24 protein-coding genes are annotated in these 26,529 nt (G+C 56.2%); 13 read left to right on the forward strand and 11 right to left on the reverse strand.

The features are described from left to right. Positions 1 to 59: 59 nt before the first annotated feature. Positions 60 to 998, reverse strand: a complete 939-nt coding sequence (locus JI62_RS07820) for a carbon-nitrogen hydrolase family protein (RefSeq protein WP_088699618.1) — start codon at positions 996 to 998, stop codon at positions 60 to 62. A 70-nt stretch (positions 999 to 1,068) separates the two neighbouring features. Here JI62_RS07820 and JI62_RS07825 point away from each other — a divergent pair, with 70 nt between their 5' ends. Together JI62_RS07825 and JI62_RS07830 are read left to right on the forward strand one after the other, a co-directional pair. Beyond that, positions 1,069 to 2,004, forward strand: coding sequence for a LysR family transcriptional regulator (locus tag JI62_RS07825; protein ID WP_205737499.1), 936 nt, complete (start codon positions 1,069 to 1,071; stop codon positions 2,002 to 2,004). 185 nt (positions 2,005 to 2,189) lie between these two features. Continuing rightward, positions 2,190 to 2,846 carry a hypothetical protein gene (locus tag JI62_RS07830; protein ID WP_240513171.1) on the forward strand — a complete coding sequence of 219 codons (657 nt, stop codon included), beginning with the start codon at positions 2,190 to 2,192 and terminating at the stop codon, positions 2,844 to 2,846. Here the strand turns inward: JI62_RS07830 and JI62_RS07835 are convergent. Then, complete coding sequence (locus JI62_RS07835; RefSeq protein WP_088699620.1) at positions 2,843 to 3,874, reverse strand: zinc ABC transporter substrate-binding protein; 1,032 nt, start codon at positions 3,872 to 3,874, stop codon at positions 2,843 to 2,845. The genes JI62_RS07830 and JI62_RS07835 overlap by 4 nt on opposite strands. Positions 3,875 to 3,976: 102 nt before the next feature. Between JI62_RS07835 and JI62_RS07840 the strand changes: the two genes are divergently transcribed. From JI62_RS07840 to JI62_RS07865, 6 genes are all read left to right on the forward strand, one after another. Beyond that, positions 3,977 to 4,729: a metal ABC transporter ATP-binding protein gene (locus tag JI62_RS07840; protein WP_088699621.1), complete on the forward strand. Its 753-nt coding sequence runs from the start codon at positions 3,977 to 3,979 to the stop codon at positions 4,727 to 4,729. Continuing rightward, positions 4,719 to 5,552 carry a metal ABC transporter permease gene (locus JI62_RS07845; RefSeq protein ID WP_088699622.1) on the forward strand — a complete coding sequence of 278 codons (834 nt, stop codon included), beginning with the start codon at positions 4,719 to 4,721 and terminating at the stop codon, positions 5,550 to 5,552. Before JI62_RS07840 ends, JI62_RS07845 begins: the two co-directional genes overlap by 11 nt. Positions 5,553 to 5,625: 73 nt before the next feature. Further along, a complete protein-coding gene (locus tag JI62_RS07850) occupies positions 5,626 to 6,288 on the forward strand; it encodes a DUF1826 domain-containing protein (RefSeq protein WP_240513172.1) in 663 nt (220 codons plus the stop codon). A gap of 159 nt (positions 6,289 to 6,447) precedes the next feature. Beyond that, positions 6,448 to 7,338: a GTP cyclohydrolase FolE2 gene (folE2, locus tag JI62_RS07855; protein WP_088699623.1), complete on the forward strand. Its 891-nt coding sequence runs from the start codon at positions 6,448 to 6,450 to the stop codon at positions 7,336 to 7,338. 111 nt (positions 7,339 to 7,449) lie between these two features. Beyond that, positions 7,450 to 8,724 (forward strand): O-acetylhomoserine aminocarboxypropyltransferase/cysteine synthase family protein, encoded by a 1,275-nt coding sequence (locus tag JI62_RS07860; RefSeq protein WP_088699624.1) that lies wholly within the window; start codon positions 7,450 to 7,452, stop codon positions 8,722 to 8,724. A gap of 340 nt (positions 8,725 to 9,064) precedes the next feature. Continuing rightward, entirely contained in the window at positions 9,065 to 9,688 is a 624-nt protein-coding gene (locus tag JI62_RS07865; protein WP_088699625.1) for a hypothetical protein, read from the forward strand. Positions 9,689 to 9,753: 65 nt separating this feature from the next. Here the strand turns inward: JI62_RS07865 and speB are convergent, their stop codons facing one another. Beyond that, the gene (gene speB / locus JI62_RS07870) at positions 9,754 to 10,656 is read right to left on the reverse strand and encodes an agmatinase (protein WP_088699649.1); all 903 of its coding nucleotides are present in this window, start codon (positions 10,654 to 10,656) and stop codon (positions 9,754 to 9,756) included. 173 nt (positions 10,657 to 10,829) lie between these two features. Between speB and JI62_RS07875 the strand changes: the two genes are divergently transcribed. Together JI62_RS07875 and JI62_RS07880 are read left to right on the forward strand one after the other, a co-directional pair. Continuing rightward, complete coding sequence (locus JI62_RS07875; RefSeq protein WP_088699626.1) at positions 10,830 to 11,783, forward strand: LysR family transcriptional regulator; 954 nt, start codon at positions 10,830 to 10,832, stop codon at positions 11,781 to 11,783. 96 nt (positions 11,784 to 11,879) lie between these two features. Then, on the forward strand, positions 11,880 to 12,551 hold the full coding sequence (locus JI62_RS07880; RefSeq protein WP_088699627.1) for a response regulator transcription factor: 672 nt from the start codon (positions 11,880 to 11,882) through the stop codon (positions 12,549 to 12,551). A 6-nt stretch (positions 12,552 to 12,557) separates the two neighbouring features. Here the strand turns inward: JI62_RS07880 and JI62_RS07885 are convergent, their stop codons facing one another. From JI62_RS07885 to pedF, 7 genes are all read right to left on the reverse strand, one after another. Then, positions 12,558 to 14,726, reverse strand: a complete 2,169-nt coding sequence (locus JI62_RS07885) for an insulinase family protein (RefSeq protein WP_240513173.1) — start codon at positions 14,724 to 14,726, stop codon at positions 12,558 to 12,560. Beyond that, a complete protein-coding gene (locus JI62_RS07890; RefSeq protein ID WP_088699628.1) occupies positions 14,719 to 16,416 on the reverse strand; it encodes a PAS domain-containing hybrid sensor histidine kinase/response regulator in 1,698 nt (565 codons plus the stop codon). The genes JI62_RS07885 and JI62_RS07890 overlap by 8 nt, the downstream gene beginning before the upstream one ends. Beyond that, positions 16,413 to 17,576, reverse strand: coding sequence for an alcohol dehydrogenase-like regulatory protein ErcA (ercA, locus tag JI62_RS07895; protein WP_088699629.1), 1,164 nt, complete (start codon positions 17,574 to 17,576; stop codon positions 16,413 to 16,415). Before ercA ends, JI62_RS07890 begins: the two co-directional genes overlap by 4 nt. Before the next feature lie 91 nt (positions 17,577 to 17,667). Next, positions 17,668 to 19,449, reverse strand: coding sequence for an alpha/beta hydrolase family protein (locus JI62_RS07900; RefSeq protein WP_088699630.1), 1,782 nt, complete (start codon positions 19,447 to 19,449; stop codon positions 17,668 to 17,670). 13 nt (positions 19,450 to 19,462) lie between these two features. Further along, positions 19,463 to 20,407 carry a quinoprotein relay system zinc metallohydrolase 1 gene (locus tag JI62_RS07905; RefSeq protein ID WP_088699631.1) on the reverse strand — a complete coding sequence of 315 codons (945 nt, stop codon included), beginning with the start codon at positions 20,405 to 20,407 and terminating at the stop codon, positions 19,463 to 19,465. After that, the gene (locus JI62_RS07910) at positions 20,404 to 21,231 is read right to left on the reverse strand and encodes a quinoprotein dehydrogenase-associated SoxYZ-like carrier (protein ID WP_240513174.1); all 828 of its coding nucleotides are present in this window, start codon (positions 21,229 to 21,231) and stop codon (positions 20,404 to 20,406) included. The genes JI62_RS07905 and JI62_RS07910 overlap by 4 nt, the downstream gene beginning before the upstream one ends. A gap of 20 nt (positions 21,232 to 21,251) precedes the next feature. Continuing rightward, on the reverse strand, positions 21,252 to 21,746 hold the full coding sequence (gene pedF, locus JI62_RS07915; protein WP_240513175.1) for a cytochrome c-550 PedF: 495 nt from the start codon (positions 21,744 to 21,746) through the stop codon (positions 21,252 to 21,254). A gap of 260 nt (positions 21,747 to 22,006) precedes the next feature. Between pedF and JI62_RS07920 the strand changes: the two genes are divergently transcribed. From JI62_RS07920 to JI62_RS07930, 3 genes are all read left to right on the forward strand, one after another. Further along, positions 22,007 to 23,908: a methanol/ethanol family PQQ-dependent dehydrogenase gene (locus JI62_RS07920; protein WP_240513176.1), complete on the forward strand. Its 1,902-nt coding sequence runs from the start codon at positions 22,007 to 22,009 to the stop codon at positions 23,906 to 23,908. Positions 23,909 to 23,980: 72 nt separating this feature from the next. Then, the gene (locus JI62_RS07925; RefSeq protein ID WP_088699632.1) at positions 23,981 to 24,667 is read left to right on the forward strand and encodes a pentapeptide repeat-containing protein; all 687 of its coding nucleotides are present in this window, start codon (positions 23,981 to 23,983) and stop codon (positions 24,665 to 24,667) included. A gap of 7 nt (positions 24,668 to 24,674) precedes the next feature. After that, positions 24,675 to 25,271, forward strand: coding sequence for a rhodanese-like domain-containing protein (locus JI62_RS07930; protein WP_088699633.1), 597 nt, complete (start codon positions 24,675 to 24,677; stop codon positions 25,269 to 25,271). Between the two features lie 24 nt (positions 25,272 to 25,295). Here the strand turns inward: JI62_RS07930 and pqqE are convergent, their stop codons facing one another. Beyond that, the gene (pqqE, locus tag JI62_RS07935) at positions 25,296 to 26,528 is read right to left on the reverse strand and encodes a pyrroloquinoline quinone biosynthesis protein PqqE (protein ID WP_088699654.1); all 1,233 of its coding nucleotides are present in this window, start codon (positions 26,526 to 26,528) and stop codon (positions 25,296 to 25,298) included. Between the last annotated feature and the right edge of the window lies 1 nt (position 26,529).

Raw genomic sequence — 26,529 nt, forward strand, 5'->3', positions numbered from 1 at the left:
GGCTCAACGCGGCTCGTGACGGTTTGGTCTTGGTTAGCCAGGCAAAGAGCAAAAGTAGGTTACGGCCCATTATCTCCCTTGATAAAACGGACACCCTGCTTTGGCCGCTCATCGACGGTTAGCTCGAATACATCAGGACGGGAGTAGTGTCCGACCACATCAAAATCGTAGCGTGCCTGAACGAGCTGGGCGGTATCTACCTTCGCTGTTAGCAAGCCTGACTGCTCACGCATCGGTCCTGCAAGGACGTCTCCTAATGGGCCTACAATCAGGCTACCGCCGCGAATCAGCGGGCGGTTACTGTCCCAGTCCGGTACTTCAATGCCCAGCTCGGCGGGGGAAGGTTGGATCTGGCAGGCGCTGACGACGAAACAACGCCCTTCGTGGGCGATATGACGCATGGATGCCTGCCACACATCGCGTTCATCCACCGTGGGGGCACACCAGATTTCAACTCCCTTGGCGTACATGGCGGTACGCAGTAACGGCATATGGTTTTCCCAGCAGATGGCGGCACCAGCTGTTCCTGCCTGGGTACTCACTGTGGTGAGGGTGGAGCCGTCGCCTTGGGCCCAAATTAACCGTTCTGTGCCGGTTGGCATCAGCTTGCGGTGCTTGCCGATAAGACCCTGTCCAGGGTCGAAGAACAGCGCGGAGCAGTAGAGCGAGCTACCGTCACGCTCAATGACGCCTACCACGAGGGTTGCCCCGGTGCGTTCCGAGAGCTCAGCAAGGGCTTCTGTCTCGGGGCCAGGAACATCAATAGCGTTGGCAAAGTAAGCAGCGAACGCGTCACGCCCCTCGGGCAGCCGATAACCAAGCCGAGTGCCGAATATCTCCCCTTTGGGATAGCCGCCGAGAACGGCTTCTGGCAGCACCACCAAGGTGGCGCCAGATTCAATAATCGAGGCTTCATAGGAGAGGATAAGGTCGAGTGTAGCGGCTTTGCCGGAAGGGAGTGAGCCGATCTGGAGTGCGGCAACGGTCGTTTGCGCCATGCTGGGTACCTTTGGGAAAGAAGCATCAAAAGTTAATAACAAAGAAATGCTATAAGCTGTAGCGATATTAATGAAGATGGATGTGTTTCTATTTGATATGAATAGAATTGATATAGCGAAGACTGACCTGAATCTGCTCAAGGTGTTTGAAGCCCTCTATGAAGAGGGCAGCGCTAGCCGCGCAGCCACACGGCTGGCTTTGACACAATCCGCGGTGAGTGCAGCACTGAAGCGCTTGAGAGATGTTTATGGCGATCCATTGTTTCAGCGCACCGGGCGCGGGCTGGCGCCGACGCTGCTTGCTCAACAATTGAAGCCCGTTGTTTCAGAGGCGCTGCACAAAATTCGTCAAAGCCTTGCCATGGTGTCGCCCTTCGGGCGCAGTTTTGAGGGGCGCTCTGTGACAATTGGCCTTTCCGATGACTTTGAAATCGCCATTGGGTCACGTCTGATTGAGTTCGCGGCGCGCGCAATGCCAGGCCTGCGTCTGATATTCCGGCAGACCCACAGCCAGGTGGTCGCTGATGCTCTGGCAGGGCGAGACCTGGATCTAGCGATCAGTTCAGGAGGATTGGCAAAAAGTGGGGTAAGCCGATGTCTACTCAGCGAGGCGAGCTACGCCTGTGTGGTGGACCCTGAACGCTGGGCGATAACAGTATTAGATATCGAAGACTTCGTTTCCGCAGAGCATATCCTGGTGTCATCTTGCGGCTTTGTGGGTATTGTCGATGAAGCATTGGCAGAGAGGGAGCTTTCGCGCCGTATTGTGGCTGCCACAACGCACTTTGCAGCCCTGCCGTACTTACTGAAAGGGACGTCAGCCATCGCAACCATACCATCGCACGCCGCTGCTGCTATCGCCGCACTCACCGGTTTGCAAGTGTTACCTTGCCCGCTGGCATTGCGCACTTTTCCCATTGAAATGGGGTGGCGAACCGCTGATGGAAACGATGTGGTAATGCAGGCAATACGGCCGTTGGTAGAGAAGTGTTTTAATCCCGCTTAGCCAAGGTGGTTGGCGCTTGGTACGGCGCTTTTGTGTGAACATGGCTACTCAACTGGAGTTGATCTGATCCGCCTTTTTAGCAGCTTTCTGAGCCTGTACAGATGAACGGTATACAGGCATAGTCGCAATGTTAGTTTGAAGGCTAACAAATATTCCACTTGAACAGCTGCGTTTTCATTTAAAAGGTGTCTATTAATATGTTGATATATTTTGTCTTTTTTATGATTTTTGTGGGTGTGACCGTAGCTTTATATCAGGTGTACGATATTCATTACAATATAAACATCGGCAATGATAAAAAGCTGTCGAAGGCTGATAAAAGCCGCTTAAAAGTGCTTTCTGAGCAAGCCAAAACCGCCCAACAAAACCATGCATGGGCAGATTTCGAGCAATCGGCGGCCAATGCCTTCGGCCCTGAATTCAATCGGGATATCGCCTTGGCCGCGTTTTCTGAAGAGGAAGCGGGCAGCTATGCAATTCCTTTACTGCGGCGTAAAAAAAGATTGAGCTTTAACGGCGTTCGAGAAGGTGCAGAGAGCAACTGCATAAAAGTGCATCACCTGCCGTTCTGGAAAACAACGCTGCCGCGTACCAATATACGCGCAGCGTTGATTATTCTGGTTATTTTGAACTGTTTCCTGGTTCAGCTACTGGCTGCCATGAGTGTTTATACGCTGGGTTATCCAGTCTCGACGCCTTGGCTAGCTTGGCTAAACGACCCCATGGCAGTCATGCTGCTGATTTATGCCTTTATCTTTGCGTCGCTGCTTATTACTAAGTTTGATAGATATATGCACGACCTCTATCAACTCGGCAAGCTGTTTAAGAATAAAGCTGTTTAGCCGTCAGTGCAGCGCGTAATCTCATTAGCCAGCTGTTCCAGTAGCGCATCGTAAAGGCCAGCATCCAGCGTCAGACCCACGCCCAAGGGATCCATGACGCCAATATAAGCCGACGTATCCCCGAAAACGTTATTGACCATCTGCGGATTGAACTGGGGTTCACTAAACACGCACTGGATATTTTCGTCATTCACCAGCGTCTGCAGTTTCTCAATACGTGCAGGGCTAGGTGAAGAGGCATCGCCGAGGGAAATGGCCCCTGCCGCGTGAACGTTAAAGGCCTCCTCGAAATACTGGTAAGCATCATGGAAAACAATAAAGCGTGTGTCGGCGCTGCTGGCCAAACGATCCTGGATATGTGCCTGAAGACTGGTTAACTCCTCTTTCCCCTGGCCTGCGTTATCGCGATAGTACGCGGCGTTGTCAGGGTCGATCTCACTTAGCTGCTCGGCGATGGCATCCAGCCAACGGCGGGCATTGGCAGGATCCAGCCAGGCATGGGGATTCATGCCGGTATGGCTGTGATCATGGTCGTGGTGGTTATGATCGTGCCCACTTTCGTCATGGCTGTCTTCATGATGGTGGTGTTTGTGATCGCCGTGATCATGCTCATGATGATCGTGATCATGGTGCCCGTGACCGTGTTCATCCCCATCGTTGAGCGCAAAAGTCGCGCCTTCGCGATATTCCAATGTGGTGATGCCAGGCACATCCATTAGCTCAAGGTGGTGTGCATCACCCGCTAGGTTGTCAATGGGGCCTGATAGCCAGGGCGTCAGCGCGTCGCTTACCCATACCACCAGATCTGCATCATCGAGGGATTGTGCTTCGGAAGGCCGTAGCGAATAACCATGCGGCGATGCACCGGGCTGAATAAACAGCTCAGGATCGCCGCGCTCCCCCATCACCTTGGAAACAAGCGAATAGACGGGCGGAATATCCACCGCAACACGTGGTACATCAGCGGTGGCCACAAGGGGGAAAGCCGCCAGTAGTGGCCATGATAAACGAGCTAAACGGTTGTTCATGGGTGCTCCTGATAAAAGTGACAGTGAATAAACGTAACAGTGAGCCGAGGCTCGCCTACATTTCTCTTTTATGTTATAACATAACAAATACGTTGAGAGTGAATGTTAACTATGCGGCTTGCTCACCCTCCTGAGAGCGATGCGATCCTGAGCGTTCGCCAACTGAACGTTCGCTTCGGTGGACAGCAGATTCTTAAGAACATAAATCTCGACTTGTATCGAGCACAGGTCGTGACCCTGATTGGCCCCAACGGCTCGGGGAAATCCACGCTGGTAAAAACCCTGATCGGTGCGTTAACGCCCACATCGGGTCAGGTGACGATCGCGCCACAGCAGCGCATCGGCTATGTGCCGCAGCGGCTTCACTTGGATCCCACCTTGCCCATGACGGTCAAGCGCTTTATCAACTTGCCGCGCCGCCATGCAAATCGCGATGTACACAAGGCGCTGGAAGATGCCGGTGCCGAGGCGCTGATTCACGCAGCCATGAGCGAACTGTCGGGTGGCCAGTTTCAGCGCGTGTTGCTCGCCCGGGCGCTGCTGGTAAAGCCCGATATTTTGATTCTCGATGAGGCGACGCAAGGGCTAGACCACCGGGGTACCGCTGCGTTCTATCAGCATATTGAAAGCGTGCGCCACACCTACGGCTGCGCTGTGTTGATGGTCAGTCATGATCTCCACGTGGTGATGCGCACCGCCGATCACGTGCTGTGCCTGAATCGCTTTGTCTGTTGCGAAGGCAAGCCTGAACACGTTGCCTCATCTCCGGATTATCAGTCGCTGTTTGGCGACCAGACCGCCCAGACATTAGCTCTCTACCGCCATCAGCATCAGGAGGCCGCCAATGCTGGATGATTTTATGTGGCGTGCCATGCTCGCCGGGGTGCTGGTGGCGATGGCTGCCGCGCCGTTGGGGTGTTTCGTGGTGTGGCGGCGCATGGCCTACTTTGGTGATGCAACAGCGCATGCCGCCATTCTGGGCGTCGCATTAGCGCTGTTACTGAACGTCTCCATCTTCTTGGGAGTTCTGACGGTTGCCCTGGTGATGGCGAGCTGTGTGTCACTGCTCAGTGGGCGTGGCTATGCCATGGATACCCTGCTGGGTGTGATGGCGCACTCTGCCTTGGCCATCGGCCTGGTGGCGGTGTCGTTTCTTGCCGGGGTGCGCATTGATCTCAATGCTTATCTGTTTGGCGATATTTTGGCCGTCGGCAAAAACGACCTATGGATCATCGGCGGCGGTGTGGCGCTGGTGCTAATACTGCTTTTTTGGCGCTGGTCATCCTTATTGACCGCGACGTTAAGCGACGAGCTTGCCTATGCCAGCGGCATCCAGCCCCGGCGCGAACAGTTGGTGCTCACCTTGGCACTCGCGGTGGTCGTCGCCGTGGCGCTGAAAGTAGTGGGCGTGCTGCTGATTGCCGCCTTGTTGATCATCCCTGCGGCCACCGCCTGGCCTTTTTGCCGTACGCCAGAAGCGATGGCGATTCTGGCCGCGGGGATTGCAATGCTTGCGGTGACGGCAGGGCTTAGAACCGCCTATGTGATGGATACGCCGACCGGCCCGACGATTGTCACGCTAGCCGCTGTGCTGTTCACCATGGCCACGGTTGTGACTCAAGGCTGGCGCTTGTTGCGTCAGCGCCTCCAGCCCGCGTCCTGTCATTCCGATAAATAGCGCGGTGGAAACAGTGGCAACCTCTTTTGCCATATCCCCCGTTAGTTCATGAACATCGCTTATGGAGTCATTGATGTCTTCGTTTATGCCTGCAGTACCTGCTGCTCAATTGACGTTGCCAGACCATGCCGCCGTGGATCACGACATCAGCGTGTTGCCGCGTATTTTTGAAGACGCCATTAGCATCGCGATCTTCCAGCGCCCGTTGCCCGCCGATATTGCCTTTAGCGCCCAGGCGCAATGCCAAACGGATCGCGCCTGGCAATATAGCTGGCTTGGTCACCCCGATGAAGCCTTCATCGCCGACCTGCGCCGTCACATTCCCGCCCCGGACGCGGCTTCCCCGCTGATTGAGGATATGGCGACGATCGCCGAAGCCATCGCCTTTCTGTTTGACACCCAAACCGTCGGTATTCGCTTGCGCCTGCTTAATAGTGCCATGTGCCCGCGTTTTCACTGCGACAACCTCCCGGTGCGCATGGTAACTACCTATTTAGGGCCGGGTAGTGAATGGCTGCCAGAGTACGCCATTAACCGAGAAGGCTTGGGCGCGCCGCACCCTGACCGCCCCGATATCGCAACCGACACCAGCGCTATTCAGCGCCTTGCGCCGGGTGATATCGCGTTAATCAAAGGAAGTGGTTGGGTTGGTTGCGAAGAGCGAGGCCTGGTGCATAGAAGCCCGGCGCTGGAAAACGGTAGCAAACGCCTGCTGATGAGTATTGATCCTGCTTAGGCGTAGCTATAACGAAAAGGGGAAATGATTTCTGACGCGTTTGACTATGTCTTGATCAGATCTTATGTATAACGCTTTGTTTTTATTGGCAAAAAATGTGGCGCCTGAAACTGTGGCTGGGCTCTACAACTTCTTCAACTCCTCTCAAGAGGTAGTCCAATGACCATTTTAACCTTACCTGATATTGCCAGCCAAACCACTCGCTTAACGAGTACCTTGACCTGGGTGGGCATGGAGGGCATTGCGTTACCTATCCAGCTTGGCACTCGCAGCTTGACAGCCAAACTGGATGCGGGGGTAAGCCTTGATGATGCCGACGCGCGAGGTATTCATATGTCGCGTCTTTATTTGGGATTGTCCTCGCTAGAGGACGCAGCGCTCACCTTGCCAACGGTTAAAGATATATTGAGCGCGTTTTTAGCAAGCCAGGAGGGGTTGTCCCAGCATGCGTATCTTAATGTGGAAGGTGAGCTGCCACTCAAGCGGGAAGCGCTAATCAGCCCATTGGCTGGGTGGAAAAGCTATCCCTTCACATTGCGATGCCAATTAACCCCAGAGGGTTTTCAGGCCGAGCTGGGGCTCACAGTGGGCTATTCATCTACTTGCCCCTGCTCGGCAGCGCTGGCGCGGCAGTTGATTCAACAGGCCTTTGAGGAGGACTTCTCGGAAATCCCGCTAACCCAATCGGCGGTATCGGCATGGCTGGGGAGTGAAGAGGGCATTCTGGCGACGCCCCATAGTCAGCGTAGCTTTTTGGAGTGCACGTTACGTTTAGCTGAGGACGATCACGGTGAGCTCCCCATTGAGCGCTTGATTGATCGTATCGAAAGGGCGCTAGGCACCGCACTGCAAACCGCCGTGAAGCGTATCGACGAGCAGGCGTTTGCCCTCGCCAACGGGCAAAACCTGATGTTCTGCGAAGACGCGGCAAGGCGAGTAGATAAAGCCCTGCGGCAAGCATCGGAGGTCACCGGCTTTCAGCTCAAGGTGGTGCATGCAGAAAGCCTACACGCCCACAATGCAGTGGCGTGCAGTGAGTGGAATTGGTGAACGTGCATGGGCTTGCTTGGCGTAGGAGAGGGCGAACGATTATTGGCCTTCCGTGCAGCGCTTGTTTAGGATCAATAGCGGATCCCAATAAAAAAATAGCGAGCCGTTCTCATGAAGCCAGAAACCATTGCTCTTCACCATGGCTATTCGCCTGATTCACAAAACGCCGTGGCGGTGCCGATTCATCAAACCACGTCGTTTTCCTTCGATAACGCGCAGCACGCGGCGGATCTGTTTGATCTTAAAGTGGAAGGAAACATCTACTCGCGCATTATGAACCCGACCTGCGCCGTGTTGGAGCAGCGGGTCGCCGCGCTGGAAGGCGGCATCGCCGGGCTGGCGGTGGCCTCGGGGATGGCGGCGATCACCTATGCGATCCAGACCATTGCTGAAGCGGGCGATAACATTGTCTCGATCAGCGAGCTGTATGGCGGTACTTACAATCTGTTTGCCCATACCTTGCCACGCCAAGGTATCCAGGTGCGCTTTGCCGACAAGGACGATATTGACGGCATCGAAGCGCTGATAGATAAACGAACCAAGGCGGTTTTTTGCGAAAGTATTGGTAACCCCTCCGGTGGCGTGGTTGACCTAACAAAGCTCGCCGAAGCGGCCCATCGTCATGGGGTGCCGGTAATAGTCGATAACACCACGGCGACGCCGTTCTTATGCCGGCCAATAGAGCATGGAGCGGATATTGTCGTTCACTCGGCTACTAAGTATATCGGCGGTCACGGCACCACGGTGGGTGGAGTGATTGTTGATTCGGGTACTTTTCCCTGGGCTAGGCATGCCAATCGCTTTCCGCTCCTCAATGAGCCGGATGTTTCTTACCACGGCGTAAGCTACACCCGTGATGTGGGTGATGCGGCCTTTATTGCACGTGCTCGGGTGGTGCCACTGCGTAATATGGGCGCTGCGCTGTCTGCCCAGGCGGCCTGGAACCTGCTCCAGGGGCTGGAAACGCTGTCACTAAGGATCGAGCGTATCTGTGCCAATGCCTTAGCGGTTGCCAAGCATCTGGAAAGCCATCCATTAGTCACCTGGGTGCATTATGCTGGCTTGGAAAACCATCCGGATCATGCGCTGGCCCAGCGTTATATGAATGGCCATGCTTCGGGGATTCTTAGTTTTGGCATCGAAGGCGGGCAGGGCGCTGGTGAGCGCTTCTACGATGCGCTGGCGCTGATCCTGCGCCTGGTGAATATCGGCGATGCCAAAAGCTGTTCTTCCATTCCCGCCTCAACCACACACCGCCAGCTCAACGAGCAGGAGTTAAAAGCCGCTGGGGTCACGCCGGATATGGTACGCCTGTCGATCGGCATCGAGCATATCGACGATCTACTGGCGGATATTGATCAAGCGCTAGCGGCTTCGCAAGGATAAGCAAGAACTGGCGCTTACACCGCTAGATGGCACATGGCGCTAGGCATCAGCCTAGCGCCTCTTGTTTACGCTATCAGCAGATAATCGTTAGAATCATTAAGCTGGCTTAATTAATCACTGCAACAAACTCTGCTTAGTAAAGACATCTGCTCGACAACTTCCAATAGCTAAGTGATCTCTGCTCGCTTTAAGCATGTGAAAAATGCCTATTGAAAGGTATGAGGGGCTGCAGGTTTTACCGAACCGATACTGGGTGAGCGTGGGTGGTCAGTGCTTTAAGTGCGGCAACTGCAGTGGCAGTGCAGTTTAGTGATGACTGTTCATTGAAAAGGAGAAAAACATGAAGACGCAATCTTCACTCCACAAGGTGCTGTTGGCTAGTGCTTTGATGCTACCCGTAGCGTCTGCTGCGATGGCCGATGAGGTCGTCGAACAGATCGAGTTGGGGCTTGAGCGCTATCAGGAAGAGGACTACGGTAGCGCCCTTACCGAACTAGAGTTCGCGATCAGTGATATTCGCAAATTGCAGTCAGCTCGAATCGCTGAGACCTTTCCCGAGCCGCCAGAAGGTTGGGAGGCCGGTAACGCCGAATCCAGTGACGATGGTGCAGCGGCGATGATGGGCGGTGGCGCTATGCTCGAACGTTACTACAGTGAAAATGGTGGTGATGGTGAGCTGACGGCAAGCATCATGGTCGACAACCCTATGATTCAGGGCATGGCGGCGCTCTTCAACAACCCCGCTATGTTAACGGCCCAACCGAATACCGAGCGGGTGCGCATGGGGCGTGAATCGGCCATCGTGACGTGGGAGCCCTCCTACTCTTCGGCGGAGGTCTCCCTGCTGCTCGATGGTCGGATCTTAATCCAGGTGGAGGGGACGAATTTGGCCTCCCAGGATACGGCAGTAGAGCTAATGCGCAGTTGGGATATCGGCGCGGTGCGTGAACAGGTGGGTCGCTAGCGCTGTCGCTTTGATTGATAACCCCCTGCCCATTGCTAACTAACGGTGCTCTTTATATCCAGCCTCTAATGCCCTTTAGAGGCTGCCAGGGTATACAAAAACTCAAGCCCCAGCGTCGCGGCGGCAAGCGAGGTAATGTCGCCGTGATCGTAGGCGGGGTTCACTTCCACCACGTCCATACCCATTAGCTCCATGCCTACCATGCCACGGATCACTTTCAGCATGAGATCGGTGGACATGCCGCCGCACACCGGCGTGCCGGTGCCTGGGGCGTAGGCCGGGTCGAGGCCGTCGATGTCCAAGCTTACGTAGGCGGAGTGGTAACCCACGCGGGCACGAATGCGCTCAAGCACCGCCGCTGCGCCGTTGTCATTGACCCAGTCCGCATCCAATACCTCGTATGGGTGGTTGTGGCGGTCATAACTGGTGCGAATGCCAATTTGCAGCGAGTGCTCAGGCACTACCAAGCCTTCTTTTAAAGCGTGATGAAAAATAGTGCCGTGGTCGAAGCGTGTGCCTTGCTCATAGGTATCAGTGTGGGCGTCAAAGTGGATCAGCGCCAGGGGGCCGTGTTCACGGGCGTGGGCGCGCAGCAGCGGTAGGCTGATGTAGTGGTCGCCGCCCAGCGTAAGCATCTTTTTACCCGCTTTTAACCAGCGGTTGGCGTGGGTTTCCAGGTTGTCGACCAGGCTCTCCGGCTCGCCATAGGCGTAATTTACATTGCCTGCATCGCACACCTTAAGGCGATCTTCCAAGGCGAAGTCCCATGGCCAGCGCTTGCCTTCCCATATCAGGTTGGCGGTACTTTGGCGAATTGCATTTGGCCCCATACGAGTGCCCGCACGGCCAGAGCAAGCAAGGTCAAAAGGCACACCACTTACTACCACGTCGGCATCGGTTTGTTTAGGATCCGTTGCTTGTGCTACGCCCATAAAAGTAGAAATCACATCGCCATAAAGGCTGGGCATGGTTTGTGCGGACATCGCTTGTGGGTGGGTCACCGGTGTGCTTCTCCTTGAGTACTGGATTATCGCTGATAGTCGCTGGTGAGCGAATGTGCGGCCGACAATAAGCAATTCCTGGCGATAATTTAAATGAATGTTTAGAATTTAATCATTCGTGATATGAATAATGAGAAGCCATGCGTTCGCTACGCCATTTTGATCTGAATTTGCTGCTGGTTTTTGAAGCGCTGATGCGTGAGCGTCATGTCACTCGCGCGGCAGAAACGCTGCATTTAAGCCAGCCAGCCTTGAGCCATGCGCTCAAAAGGCTGCGTGAGGCGCTGGATGACCCATTGCTGGTACGCACCGAAAATGGCATGCAGCCCACGCCCAGGGCGCTGGCGCTGTTGCCTGTCGTACAGCACTCCTTGGCCCTGCTACGGCAAGGCCTGGCACCGCCTGCGCTGTTTTCGCCGGCGACTAGCAAGCGGCGTTTTACGTTGGCGACCACCGACTACTTTGAAGAAGTGATGTACCCCCCCTTTCTTAGCCAACTGTTGAGTTATGCACCGGGCATCAGTTTTTCAATTGAGCTGATTACCCCAGATGTTCTAAGTGAGGGGTTGGAACAGCGCCAAATTGATATGGTGGTGGGGCTGGATAGCCAAAGTGCGCTGCCTGGAGGCGTTATTCAGACTCCCTGGATGGATGAGGAGTTGGTCTGCTTGGCGGCTACCCATAATGATCGCGTAGGCGATGCGCTCAATATTGGTCAGTTTGCTGATGCGCTCCATGTGGAGCTGGCGGATATTAGCGGCCTACGCCCCAGCAATATCGATAGTTGTCTGGTGCAACACGGCTTAACCCGCCGGGTAATTTCAAAAAATCTCAACTATATTGCCGCGGCGCGGGTAGTGGCACTAACGGAAGCGATCATGACGCTGCCACGTCAAATGGCTGAGCGCTTTGTCATGATGCTGCCGGTGCGTATGGTGGAGCCACCCAAAGAGCTCCCCACACTGAAAATGACGTTGATTCAGCATGGGCTGTTTGCCAACGATCCTGCTCTCATCTGGCTAACTCAATCACTGATCGAGTTCGCCGACACATTCCAGCAGCAAGTCTCTTCAGGGGAATTGCGGCCTGGTTGATGGTGGGAAGTTGCTTCAATAAAGGCGTGTGACTTAGTAGAGTGTTAGCAAAGACGCAGTAAGCGGGATGCAGCTAAACCAAAGGCAACCATAATAATGACAGCAATGTATAAACTCCTGATTGCCGACGATCACCCCCTTGTACGTGATGCTATGGCGCGGGTGATCCGTGAAGCTTACGTAGATGCTGAGGTTATCGAGGTGGAAGACTTTGATGCGGCTCTCGCCCATACACAGCAAGATCCTGATCTTGACTTGATATTGCTAGATTTAAATATGCCTGGCATGAACGGGTTAACGGGACTTTTACAGCTGCGTAACGAGCACCCTACGATTCCGGTGGTGATTGTTTCTGCGGAAGAGAATAAGCAGATTATTCTGCAGGCGGTCTCTTGTGGAGCAGCGGGGTTTATCCCCAAATCACTGCCCCGTGATCAGATGCGCCACGCCATTGCCCAGGTATTGGAAGGCAATATCTTTCTACCCGCCGATGCTATGCGCGCACCGGATAGTATTCGTAAGCGTCGCCACCAGGAGCAGGGTTTTACGGCAGAACAGCTGCGCCAATTAACACGCAAACAACTGCAGGTGTTGGAACACATGACCCGCGGTGAATCTAACAAGATGATTGCCTATCACCTCAATATCGCGGAAACCACGGTGAAAGCCCATGTGTCGGCGATCTTGCGCAAGCTGGGGGTGACCAGCCGCGTACAAGCAATTTTATCGGCCAACGATATCGATTTTTCTCAATTCCTCAAGCGCTGACTCGCCTCAATCGTTGACGCGATAGTGGCCAGCGCTATCTAACCAGTGGGTTTGCCAGTGACCGTGGGTGTTTATCTGAGTGAGTAAATCGGTAAGCGCCTGTGAATCGATGCTTTGCTGCCCAAGCCGATGCAGTGGCTGATCGGTGCCTGACAACAGGCTTTGCCACTGAATAATCAGTGCGGCAAGGGGCGTTTCGGGCGGTGTTAGCGAGCGTTTAAGTGAGTTTGGCGCCTGTAGGACATCATCCGCCGTTTTCCACAGGGTATGGGTGATGGAGAGTAGCTTTTCGCCTACTGGTTCAGCGTCTTCGCTGGTTTGCACCACATAGCCAAGTGAGCAGGGTGTGCCGTCGCCTCTGCGTACCGCTGCCACATACCCCAAGTGGTGGTCATACCGCGCCTGCTTAAAAAAGGCCGCGCTGTGGTGCTGCTCAACCAGCGCTAATAGCCAGCGCTGTGTGGGCGTGCCCGGTAAGCTCAGTGTGCGCATGATGGCTGTGCTGGCCGACTCATTGATAGAAGGCGTCTGCACAGAACGTGTTGCTATGCGGCTAGCCAAATCTGCCAGTGCGTGGCAAACAGCGTCTGCATCGGTTGCATGGGAAACCCATACCGCAGGCGTGGCAGGCAGCGGGGTTAAGCGCTGTAACAACCGCTGAGCCAGAAGCCCTTGGAGGGTAATTGTCGTATTAACATTCGCTTCTTTCAGCAAGGTTTGCATGGCAACGGCCGCTCCCTTACCCACGGTTATCACCCAACTGCCTTGCGCTAGCTGCATGTGCTGGCATACCACACCTCTGCGGGCGCACTGCTTGGCAGCCAGTGGGGCGGGGAGAAACATCGCATTGGGAATAAAGCAGGCTGCCCAGGCGGTGTTGGCAAGTGAGGTGAAATCATCGCTGACACCATACTGTCCGCACCAACTCTGCACCTTGGGGGTGGCCGCCAATTGTGCTGCATCGTCAGTATGCTGGAACGTTGTAGGCGCGCTATAAACGAGCCAGAGAGGAGTTGGCCTGCGATCCCTGGTGGGAAAATATGGCCGAGCCGCTGTATTGGCAGCAAGCCGACGTGCCAATGCTTGCTGGCGTGCATAGACAAACCACGCCGACGCCAGTTGCACGGTACCGACAGGGGGCTGCCAAACGGTGCGGTGATCAATTGCGGCCGTCGCGAGCAGGGCTGCCAGGCGTTCACTGAGGGAATCGGCAAGCACTTCCAGTCGTTCCTGCGCCGCGGCGGTACCGATTAGCGTCAAGCTGAAGGTGTCTGTAGCTCCGGTTGGGGCGGCAGTCGCGTGGTAGTCGATAATCGAGTCAGCTAACTGATCCACCAAGTAGCCTTGGTTTAACGAATCGGCAACGTCGCTAAGGGCGTTAAACTGATGACGTGAAACGGACGAGGGTAGCGGCCACAATAGCTCAACGGCGTGGGCCGTCCCGACCAACTTCGCGCGGGGCAGGCTGCCCCAGCGGGGCGTAATAGCAAGTGCCGAAGCGTTGGGCGGTCGCGGGTTAAACAGCGTTGCCATGCGTTGAATAAGGCGGGTCACCGCTTCTGTGGCTCTGGGGCTGATAATTGCAATGTTAACGCGGCCGCCGCGGTGGTAGTGGTCGCGGTGAAACGTGGTCAGCGCCTCATGAAGCAACTCAATGTTATGGCCCAGCGTTTGTGCGTTGCCGTGGCGGCAGCCAGCACCGATATGCTGCGGGTCACTGAGTGTGGCGATGGCTGATAGCCGTTGCATCGCCGAGCTGTGCTGGCGGGCCTGCCATTCGGCGTCAATGGCGGCGACTTCGGTGCGAATGGTCGGCGACGAAAGAGTGGGCGTGGCGAGCTGACTGGCAACAGTGAGAGCCGCCGCTTCTAGGCTGTCTGTCGGTATCGAGAAATGCACATCGGTGACGTAGTCATCGGTGTGGGCGTTCAGGCTGCCCTGACGCTGGGCAAACCAAGTAAGCAGGCTGGTGTTAGAGGAGGTTGTCAGTGGAGCGGTGGTGAGCACGTGCTCCAGTAAGTGGGCCAGGCCTGGCAGGGCGGGCGGTTCATCCAAATAGCCCGCTGCTATAGTAATGCTGACGTGAGCGTGGGTTAAGTGGGGCGCGTGGGCCAGAACGCCTTGCACGCCGCTAGGCAGGGAGATACAGGACTGTGGGAAGCGCAGGTTAGTCATTGAGCAGGCTACGCAGTAGTGCGCGCAGTTTGCCGGGTCGTACCGGCTTGTTTAACTGCGGAACGCCGGCATGGCGTAACCGCCTTAGCCAGTGGTCAGAGCGGTCGGCACTGATAATGGCTGCGGGTAAGTGCGAGTCATGCCAGTGGTGGCGAAGTTGTCGAATAGCCTCCAACCCCGTCACGTTATCGTCTAAGTGCAGGTCGACCAGCAGCATATCCGGCGCCTCCAGGCAGGCTTTGGCGGCCGCCACATCCAGCGCTGTATCGCAACTGATCTGCCATTCACTTAGCAACAGTGCCATGCCTTCAAGAATGGCGGGTTCGTTATCCAGGATCAGGACGCGCACTCCTTCGAACTCGGCGCCAGCAGAAAACGGCGTGCTGGGGGCGGGTGTTTGGCTAAAGGAAATGCTGCTGGCACGGGGCACCCTAACCGCAAAACAGGAGCCTTGGCCGGGTGCAGAGCGCACAGAAAGCGGGTGCTCAAGGCACTGGCTAATCCGCTCCACAATCGCAAGCCCCAGGCCAACGCCCTGGCGATCGCGCGCGCGGGTGGCGTTGAGTTGATGAAACTCGCGGAAAATAAGCTGGTAGTCGCTTTCGGGAATACCAATACCGCTATCGACGACGTGTACGGCCAGACTGTCGTCACTGTGGCGTCGCACACCTAGGCAAATGCCGCCACGCTGGGTATAGCGGCAAGCGTTAGCCAGAAAGTTGCGCACAATACGGCTGAGCAGATGAGGGTCGCTGGTCACCGCTTGATAACAAGGCACATAGCGCAGCGTTAACCCTTTCCGTTGGGCCACGGGGGCAAACTCGCCAGCGAGATGGCTAAGAATATCGTCGAGTTTAAAGTGGCGCAGTTGCGGCTGTACCTGGCCGTGATCCAGTTTTGAAATATCCAATAGATCGGAAAGAATCGCTTCGGCGCCTTCCAGCGAGTTTTGCACCCTCTCAACCAGTGCTAGATTATCGCTGTCGTTCAGCCGCTCCTGTAGTGAGGCCACCAATAAGCGTGCCGCGTTCATGGGTTGCAGCAGGTCATGGCTAGCGGCGGCCAGGTAGCGGTCTTTGCTGTGGTTGGCAAACTCGGCAGCATCGCGCGCGCTTCTAAGCTCCTCGTTGAGTCGTTCAAGTGCCTGGGTGCGGTCAGCTACCCGGGCTTCCAAGTGGGCGTTGAGTGTTTCCAAGTGCTGGCGGGCGCGCTCACGCTCGGTAATATCGGCCACAAAGCCTTCGATCAGGTCTTCGTCTCCGGCAAGTTCGGCGGGCTTTTTGATCAGCGTAATGGCGACGGGAACCTGATGACCAGAGGCTCCCTGCAGCAAGGTGGTTTGGCCTGTTACGTGCCCTTGAATGAGCAGCAGGTCGCGCAGCTGTTGCCCAGTAGTCGCGTTAACAAACAGCGCGTCAAAGCGCGCACAGCGCTCCAGCGTATGCGCCACGCTAGGGTCGTCCAGCATGGCGGCAAGGGCCGGGTTGGCGGCGCGCAGCTTACCGGAGAGCGATGCCTGAAAAATACCGTGTAGCGCGTTTTCAAACAGCCATTTATAGCGGTTGCGTTCAACTTCAAGCTCTTCCAAGCGCACTGATAGCTCGCGATAGTAGCTTTTGCGCGCCGACTGCTGACCCAACCCGAGTAGATCGCTGACCGAAAAGCCCGAGGGATCGTTGGCTTTTTTCATAGCGCCTCTTCGTACACCACCGCTACATCCCGTGAGTTGGAACGGCGCGGGTTAGTCAAAATGCAGGGGTCGCCCAGCGCGTGGTTGGTGAGAAATGGCACGTCGCTGCGTGAGACGCCCATCTTGCCAAGCGTGCCGCCCAGGCCAACCGCATGTTTTAAATCGACTAAATACTGAAACAGCGCTGTTTTAATCTGCTGCTGTGACAGTCCCCGGCACTCGATACCAACGGCTTCGGCGACCCGCTTAAAACGCTCGGGGGCGGCTTCGTAGTTATAGGCCACCACGTGCTCTAACAGCATAGCGTTGCACAAACCGTGGGGAAGATCTAAGAAGCCGCCCAAACTATGCGACATTGCGTGTACTGCGCCCAAAATCGCGTTTGAGAACGCCAAGCCCGCTTGCATGCTGCCCAACATTACCTGAGCACGTAGCTCACCATCGGCGGGGTTCGCCACCAGCGCCTCAAGATGGCTGCTGATCAAACGCATGGCTTCCAGGGCGTGGGTATCGGTGAGCGGGCCGCTGCCGGTTGAAACGAAGGCTTCAATGGCATGCACTAATGCGTCGACCCCGGTACACGCGGTCAGGTAGGGTGACATGGTCATGGTGACTTCAGGATCGATCAGCGACACATCCGGCACTACGGCCTTGCTGATGATCGAGAATTTCATGCGCCGCTGCTGGTCGGAAATAATCGCAAACTGGGAAATATCCGCCGAGGTGCCCGCCGTTGAAGGAATAAAAATCAGCGGAGGAATCGGCACGCGAATCGTATCAACGCCTTCAAAATCGAGAATGTGCCCGCCGTGAGCCGTGACGATACCAATCCCCTTGGCGCAGTCCATCGGGCTGCCACCGCCTATCGCCACAATCGCCTTGCAGCCGGTTTCACGATAGATTTCGGCACCGGCCATAATCTCATCTACCCGTGGGTTGGGGGATACGGCGGTAAAACGCTCAACGGCAATGTTGGCTTCCAGCAGTTTGGCTTCAATATCGCTCACCCAGCCTGCCAGCAGTACGCCCGGGTCAGAGACCAGCAGTACCTTTTCTGCCCCGAAAGTAGTGACGTAGTTGCCTGCAGCGTGGCGCGCCCCGTCGCCAAAAATAATTTCAGGCGCGACAAACTTACGAAGTTGTGTGAGTGGCGAAGTCATGGGGCGGTCTCGTTTATAATTGTTAACCATTATCTTAAGCACCTTAGGAGATTGTTGCGCTACGACCTTGGTGCCGTCGTTAGGGGGCAAGTCATCCTTCTTGATAAAAGGCCAGCTCGCGCGCCAGCATGGTTTGGCGCGCCTGAGGGTGGCGAATGCCGTGGCGTTCGTTATCGAATAGCAGTGTTTGCGCCTGGCCTCCCTGCTGCTTGATATGCCGCGCCATGGCGTGGGTCTGCTCCGGTACTACCACGGCATCTTTGCCACCCTGGATAAACAGTGCCCGCAAAGGGCGCCGGCAATGGGGAACTTTATAGGTAGGGCTGCGCTGGGCGAGCAGAGACTCGTCACCGATTAGCCAGCCCAGGTATCCAGACTCAAAGCGATGTGTTTTTGCTGATAGCGATAACGCATCGGTTACCCCGTACAGGCTAGTGGCTGCAGCAAACAGTGGCGTGGCGGCCAGGGCATTGAGGGCGGTGAACCCGCCAGCGCTTTGACCACGAATAAAGCAGCGCGCTGTATCTATCGCAAAGCGTGCGCAGGCGGCGTTAACCAGGGCGATCACATCGTCAGTATCGCTGATGCCCCACTGGCCCGCTAAACACTCACGGTAGTGGCGGCCAAAGTTGCCGCTGCCGCGTGGGTTGATATCCAGCACATGAAAGCCCTGCTGCTGCCAGTAGGCCACCAGTGGATCGTAAACAGGGTAAGTGGCGGCAGTGGGCCCGCCGTGAACGCGTACAATCAGCGGCGCAGTGTGGTTGGCTGAGGCTGAATAGAAAAAACCGTGAACTGTTTCCCCTTCGTTGCCAACGGGGGCTTCCAGCCATTGCGCAGTGGCGGTATTTTTGGCCGCTAGGCTACCCGCTGCGTTATCCACAACGTTACCCGCTAGGCAGCGGTGTGGACAATTTTCGGTAAAGCGTATCAGCAGGGCGCCGCTGGTAGTATTTTGCACTATGGCGTAATCGCCGTGCCTTGCCAGCGTGATGCTTACCACGCGACCTGGGGACGGTAGCAGTGCTGCCACCTGCTCGCCGGAGCGTTGGTAAAGCTGAGCCGCACCCTGGTGGAGTTGGCAGTAAACCTGCCGATTATCTCGCCAAGCGTGCTGGCGCTCACCTAGCTGCCACGGTGTGGTGATGTGATCCACCGGGGCGCTGCTCAGGCAAAGGGGAGTGGCCAAGCTAACCTGCCAGGGTTGCCACCAACCCGCGTGATCGCTCATGCAAATCAACGCGTTATGGGGGCCAAACTGCGGTTGGCTAAGCGCTGCGCCGAAGTCCCAGCGCTCAAAGGCTTCGAGCCTACCGTTAGCCGCCATCTGTGCGAGATGCAACTGGCTACGCTGCCAGGGCATATGAGGCAGTGACCAGCTCACCCACGCTAGATAGTTACCGTCATCGCTTAATATCGGCGCGCCGTAGAAGTCGGCGCCTTCTGCTAATACCTGCCGATGGCTGTCAGTGAGGGCGATCAGACGCTGACCATGGGTATCTTCCTCAACCGCTAATACACGCTGGCGCTTAGGGTCTGCGCACAGCCCACCGTAGGCTGTTTGTGGTCGCTTCTGCCAGCAGTGGCTGGCGCCGTGGTGGTCGAGGTGCATAATGGCCTGGTCGTGCTGGCGTACCCATACGACGCCGCCTAGCAGTGGCGTATAGCTGCCGCCGCCGTACTGGTTCACCCGGCTGCCCACAGCGTCCTCTATCAAACATTGCGGCGCCTCGTTGCTGTCAGCCGTCCATCGCCAAAGCTGCATGCCGCCCGTTTGCGGGCAGCGAGCCAGCCAGTAAACGGCCTGGGTGTCGCTATGCAGCTCGGCCAGGGTGTCGGTGGGTTCGGCAGCATCTGCCAGGGTAAGCGGCATAGGTGTGTGCTCCTTATTGTGGGGCGCCCCACAGCAGCCGTGCTTCATAGTGAGGATAAAGCTGCATCACGCTACGGGTAAACTCATATTCAGTGAGCGCAATGGTGTTAAAGGCGTCAGGAATCTCGATGGCCAAGGCATGGTTGGCTCCCAGCCCTTCGCTAGCCGCGTTACTGAGATGCTGGTCTAGCCATGCGAGGTAGTGAGCGGTTTGCTCTAAAACCGTGTTGGGCGGCGCGCTGGGGCCATGGCCGGGCACGGCGATTCTGGCGTTGAGGCCACGTAGCTCGTTAAGCTCTGTCTGCCACTGTTGCAAGCCAGGGCTGTGAGCCGTAGCGGCAGCACGTTGGTAGAAGCCCATATCGCCCAAAAACAGCACCTCGGTGGCGTGATCCATAATGACTAGGTCACCCCCGCTGTGGCCGCTCATGGCGTATAGCGTGAGTGGGTAGCTTCCCAGCGTTACCTCGCCTGCCTCAATCGTGTCGGGCAGGCCAATATGCGAGCGCGCCAAGCTGCGCCCGGTCAGCCGCTCTACGTTATTGATCAGTGCTTCTCGATCCCGGGCCATCAGCCTACGAGTGCTGGCTAAGGTGAGGTGCTCTGCCTCGCCGAAGGCGGCATTACCGAAAAAGTGATCGGGATGGTGGTGGGTATTCAAAACCCAGCGTACGTGGTGGGGGGTGTGCTGAGCAATCACTGCTTTTAATGCTTCGCCAAATACCGGACTGCTGCCGCTGTCGATGAGGATGACGCCGTTGGGTGTGGCAATAAATGCTTGGTTGCCGATATGGCCGCAGTTGCTGGTGGAAAGCTCTTCTCTTAAGCCTTCCACCATCCAGGTGTTCTCTGCAATTGGCTGGGCCGTTAGCGGACGTTCGCAGAACATAACCGGCTCGCTGGCCGCTAGCGGTGTGGTCAGCAGAGCCGCTAGGCTCGCTAAAAAGCGCGTTTTCATGGTTGCAGACCCATAGAGAAGCGGTTGCCGTTGTTGTCCCGGGCGCCAATCACATAGCCCTCTGGGGAGGGGCGCATATGCAGCCCTAGGGTAGGGTTGGCGCTCACCGAGGCTTCGATTTCCAGCGTGGCCACTGGCTGACCCTGTTGATCCAGCAGCTCAAACGACTGTACGTAAAAGGCGGGTTGGCTGGGGATTAAGCCGCTGTCCATGGGGTGAGAAAGGCGCACCCGCAGGCGCTGTTCGCTCTCATTGGCAAACAGCCGACCCTGCAGCTCGCCGAAGGTGTTTTCCCAGTCGTTGTCGGCGCCGGCAATACCCGGCGTGGTACAGCCGCCGCCTTCTGCTTCAATGTAGGTGCCGCCCACATGCCAGGTATCCCCCTGCTTCACTGCTACGCGTACCGCGGAAGCTTGTTCCAAGCGAATATTTAACGAAAGCTTGGCTAGGCCATGGCTCATCGGTGCGTAGTGAAACAGGCGGGGAATAGGATTGAGATCCACCCAGGCGATAATGTCGGTTATCGGCTCGCCGCTGGTTTCTAATCCGCTGGCGTCTAACTCAATGGGCACTTGGCCTGAGTCTTCGGCGAAACTTGGCGCGCTAACGATGACCCGCTCATCAAACACCACAGGGGCGTCGCCCAAAAAGCGCTCGCGGTACACAGGCCACATAAAGGAATTAAGCGGATCCTGTTCAGCGGTGTTCACGGCGGCCAATGCGGTGGAGGGCAACATAAATATTAGCCAGATAAACGCTGCGAGGAGTGCCGTGAGAGCCGCGGCGAGCCGTTGTAACGTGATGATGGGCGTTGGGGTTGCCATAGTGCCTCCCAGCTTAGGGATTACTGTCCGGTAGTTTCTATGCTGACCGTTTCTAACCAGGTGCGAATGGCCCATAGCCCTTCTTGGCTGACGTAGTCGGACATGCGCGGCATGAGTACACGGCCGTTGCGCTCGGATCCGTTCGTGACCAGCTCTTTGAACCACTCATCGCCCCATGGGCCGTTCTCCAGCTCGCGCAGGTCGGGGGCGATGCCGCCGGATTTCGCTTCCAGGCCGTGGCAAGCGGCGCAGTTGCTGTTGTAAGCGCGGGCGCCAATATCCACGGCTAGATCATGTTGGGGGTGATCACGGTAAGGGTTCTCTTCCCGCCATTCGTCACCTAGGCGCTCAAGATCTTTAATATCAACGGCTTGAGGGGTCACGCTGCCATGGGGCCATGCCAGTGGTGCAGCCAGCAAAGCCACAAGGGCGATAGCACCTGCTTGGCCTATGGATGTTTTTGTAGAGCCTGTTTTTGAGATTGTTTTTGAGATTGTTTTTGTAAGCGTTGTCATGGATTAGCTCCTCAGGGGATCAATGTATCGTCACTTGAGTGAGCATAGGCAGGCACACATGCCGAACCTATAGCACCTTAGGTATCGCTAGCCTCATCCTTTGGAAGTAGTGCTAATTCAGGATGCGAACGCGACTGGAGGGGTAGATGGGTTTTTGATCTGGGCTTCTAAGCTGAGCTTAGTCTTGCTGGCACCACGCAAGCAGCAGCTTGGCCGCTTTGCAGCCATTGCATTGTGATCATTACTCGGATGGAAAGCCCATGACATACGCTATCAATAACAACACGTCAGCCCGCAAAATTTCGTGGCCCCTTCGCCTGCGTACCCTCACCGCCGCCGTTGCTTATGCCTCTGCCCTAGGTGTTGGAGGCGTTGCACTGACAGCCCACGCCAGCGAGGTGACCTGGGACGATATTCTCAATGACCATAACACCACTGAAACGGTGTTGATGTACGGCATGGGCGTGAAAGCCCAGCGCTACAGCCCGCTTGATCAAATTAACGCAGACAATGTAGAGATGCTGACCCCTGCATGGTCTCACTCATTTGGCGATGAAATGCAGCGTGGCCAGGAGTCACAGGCGCTGATCCATGAAGGCGTTATCTATGTTACCGGCTCCTATTCACGTATTTTTGCCATTGATGCACGTACTGGAAAGAGGCTGTGGTCTTATAATCATCGACTGCCCAGCGATATTCGCCCCTGCTGTGACGTCGTGAACCGCGGCGCGGCCATATACGGCGACAAGGTGTTCTTCGGTACGCTGGATGCGGGGATTGTGGCGCTGAATAAAGATACCGGTGAAGTAGTGTGGCGCGAACGCTTTGGTGACCACCGCGCGGGTTATACCATGACGGGCGCACCAACGATTGTAGAAGATAGCGAAACGGGTCGCGTATTGCTGATTCATGGCTCTTCAGGGGATGAGTTCGGCATTGTGGGTAAGCTCTATGCCCGTGACCCTGATACCGGTGAAGAGATTTGGATGCGCCCCTTTGTTGAAGGCCATATGGGGCGTTTAAACGGTGAGGAGAGCACTCCGACGGGAGATGCCAGCGCGCCCTCCTGGCCCGATGACCCAGACAGCGAAACCGGCAAAGTACAAGCCTGGAGCCAAGGTGGCGGTGCGCCATGGCAGAGCGCCAGCTTTGACCCTGATACCAATACCATTATCATTGGTGCGGGTAACCCGGCCCCCTGGAACGGGTGGGCACGCACCTCTGAAGATGGCGACCCGTCTGACTACGACAGCCTCTATACCTCTGGTCAACTGGGTATCGACCCTTCGACCGGCGAAGTTAAGTGGTTCTATCAGCACACGCCCAACGACACCTGGGACTTCTCGGGCAATAACGAGATCGTGCTGTTCGAATACGAAGATGAAAACGGCCAAACGGTCAACGCCGGTGCCCACGCCGACCGTAATGGCTTCTTCTATGTCACTGACCGCACTAACGGCGAGCTCATCAACGCCTTCCCATTTGTCGATAACATCTCCTGGGCGACCCATATCGATCTGGAAACCGGTCGCCCGGTTGAGGCTGAAGGCCAGCGTCCACCGCGTTTGGAAGAAGGGCAAACCCGCTCTGAACCCGTTGAAGTGTCACCGCCGTTTTTAGGTGGTAAAAACTGGAACCCCATGGCGTATAGCCAGGATACAGGGCTGTTCTATGTGCCTGGCAACCACTGGAAGGAAGACTACTGGACAGAAGAAGTCGAGTACGTGGAAGGCGCCGCTTACTTGGGTATGGGCTTCCGTATTAAGCGTATGTACGACGACCATGTGGGTATTCTGCGCGCCGTAGACCCGGTGACCGGCGAGTACGCTTGGGAGCATAAAGAGCCTATGCCGCTTTGGGCAGGCGTGTTAGCTACTCACGGTGACTTGGTGTTTACCGGTACGGGGGATGGCTACTTCAAAGCCTTCCATGCTGAAACCGGTGAAGAGCTTTGGAAGTTCCAGGTCGGCACCGGCATTATTTCACCACCGGTTACCTGGGAAATGGACGGTGAGCAGTACATCGGTGTCACTGCAGGTTATGGCGGCGCAGTTCCGCTTTGGGGCGGTGATATGGCTGAACTGACGCGACCGATTGCCCAGGGCGGTTCGTTCTGGGTCTTCAAGTTGCCGTCCTTCGTTAAAGAGTTGGCTAACCGTTAAGTTATTAACCCCTCTTGGGCGGCCTTTGCCGCCCTTTTTTGAATCAAGATAACGGTCATGGAGAGAACAATAATGATAGCGCCTAATACTGTGCCTTTATGGCGCCGCCAAATAACGGCGGTTTTTCTCTGCCTTAGCTCTATAGGCAGTGTCGTTGCCGACGATTATGTTGAAGCGTATCAACCGCCAGTACATAACGGCTGCGAGCTGGTACCAGGCGCCCAGTGCGCCAATATGGACTTATCCGGCGGTGACTTTTCTAACCTTGATTTGCAAGGCGCTAACTTTGCGGGCAGCAACTTAGACGGCTCGGATTTCCGCCATAGCAATCTACGCAGCGTCGATTTTGAAGGTGCATCGCTGCGCCACGCTAACCTTAATCGCGCGCGTATGCCCAACACCCACCTGCGTGGTGCCGATCTTTCCCATGCCAGTTTGGTTGGGGTGGATAGCTGGAGTATTTATGCCCAGGGGGCGACGTTTGATCATGCTGACCTGACTGGGGCCAATTTGGAATTTGCCCGGCTGTCTGGGGCCAGTATGCAGGGAGCGAAGCTGATGGGCAGCAACCTGGAAATGGCCTGGATGAATAAGGTCAACCTGATTGGGGCGGATCTGCGCGATGCTAACCTGCAAGAAGTCAAAATGAACATTGCCCGTCTTAACGATGCCGATATGACTGGTGCACGCATCCACTACGGTAACTTCCAAATGGCCCAAATGGAGGGATGTACCGCCTGCCCGTTTGATTGGGAGTGATGTCATCATGTCGACACAACACTCGGCGCACTCTGTGCGCCGCCATATCATTTGCTTGGCGTGGATAAGTGGAATAGTTAGCGGCGTGGCGGGTGCTGACGTGCCTGCAGCGGCGTTTAACCAACAAGGCTATCGGTTACCGCCATTTAAAGCCCCTGTCACTGCACCGCTACCTGGGGTGACCACGTTAGATGACGATACTTTTCAAGCGCTGCTGGACTCGTCGTCGGTCATCCTGGTGGATGTCTACGCGTTAACCTGGCATGACGGCCTTTTTCTGCAGGATACGCCTCACTTAACGATCCCCGGCAGTATTTGGCTGCCTAACGTGGGCGCACCTGCTTTGGAAGATGAGTGGCGTGATTACTTCACGCAAGCACTCGATGCGCAGCGTGAGAACGCTGAGGCAGCGCCGTTGGTGTTCTTTTGCCGCAGCGACTGCTGGCTTTCCTGGAATGCTGCCCGACGCGCTGAGGCAATGGGCTATGAAGAGCTCTATTGGTACCCCAATGGGGTGGATGGCTGGCAAGCGAGCGGCCATTCATTAGCCGCTGTTTGCCCGCAGTTGCCTGCCCATGCTGAGCGAGCCACCTGCGAGCCTTAATGGGGTTATTCCCGATAAATGGATTTATTGCCGATAAATCAGCTCGGGCGTTTGGCGGGGCGAAGGCGCCGCTGAACCACCCTGGCTCTGTAACTGCTTTGTTTGCAACTGCTTTGATTGGCGGGCATTGCGGGGAATCAGGGGGGCTTGCTCTGGCGCGCTTTGGGCGTTTTCTGCGATCAGGCTCTCTAGCAACCCATGCTGGGGAGAGTGCTGGCACACGGGGTCGGTGGCGTTCATATCGCCAGTTAACAAATAAGCTTGGCAACGGCAGCCGCCATGGTCTTTATCGCGCTCGTCGCACTGCTGGCAGAGTGTTGGCATCCACTGGGTGCCGCGAAAACGGTTAAAGGCATCGCTTTGGTACCAAATGTCCTGCAGCGACGTCTCTTTTACGTTGGGAAACGCCATCGGCAGTTCCCTGGCGCTATGGCAGGGCAACACGGCGCCATCCGGGGCAACGGTCATAAAAATGCTGCCCCAGCCGCCCATACATGCCTTAGGCGCTTGTTCAAAGTAGTCCGGCACCACAAATAACAACGACATATCGCGGCCCCTTGCCGCCAGGGTTTCCCGCCAGCGGTTGGTTTCCGCCTCGGCACGTACCAGCTGTTCCCGGGTAGGCATCAATGCTTGGCGGTTTAAAAACGCCCAGCCGTAATACTGGCAGTTGGCCAGCTCAACAGCATCTGCACCGAGTTCATCACAGAGAGCAATCAGTTCGCCAATTTGATCGATATTGTGCCGATGCAGCACCACGTTCAATACCATGGGGTAGCCAGCGGCTTTGACGGCTTTTGCCATAGCCAGCTTGTTGGCGTGGGCCTTGGCAGAACCGGCCAGCACCTGGGCCAGTTCGGGGTCGGCAGCCTGCAGGCTAATCTGAATATGATCCAGGCCTGCTTCTGCCAGAGCGTCTACTCGCTGGGCAGTAAGGCCCACGCCGGAGGTTAGCAGGTTGGTATAAAAGCCCAGCGTGCGTGCTTCGCGTACCAGCGCTTCCAGATCCTGGCGGATCAGCGGCTCGCCGCCGGAAAAGCCCAACTGAGCCGCCCCCATGGCCCGCGCCTGGCGCAGCACGCTAAACCACGCTTCGCTATCCAGCTCGTTTTGGTAGCGGGTAAATGCCAGCGGGTTAGAGCAGTAGGCGCACTGCAGCGGGCAGCGGTAGGTGAGTTCTGCCAGCAGCCATAAAGGCGGTGAAGTGGATTCAGCGCTTGGCTTGAATGTGCTTTGATTAACCGTAGGGTCATTCAAC

It is taken from the genome of Halomonas campaniensis (genome assembly GCF_002211105.1).
GTDB lineage: Bacteria > Pseudomonadota > Gammaproteobacteria > Pseudomonadales > Halomonadaceae > Vreelandella > Vreelandella campaniensis_A.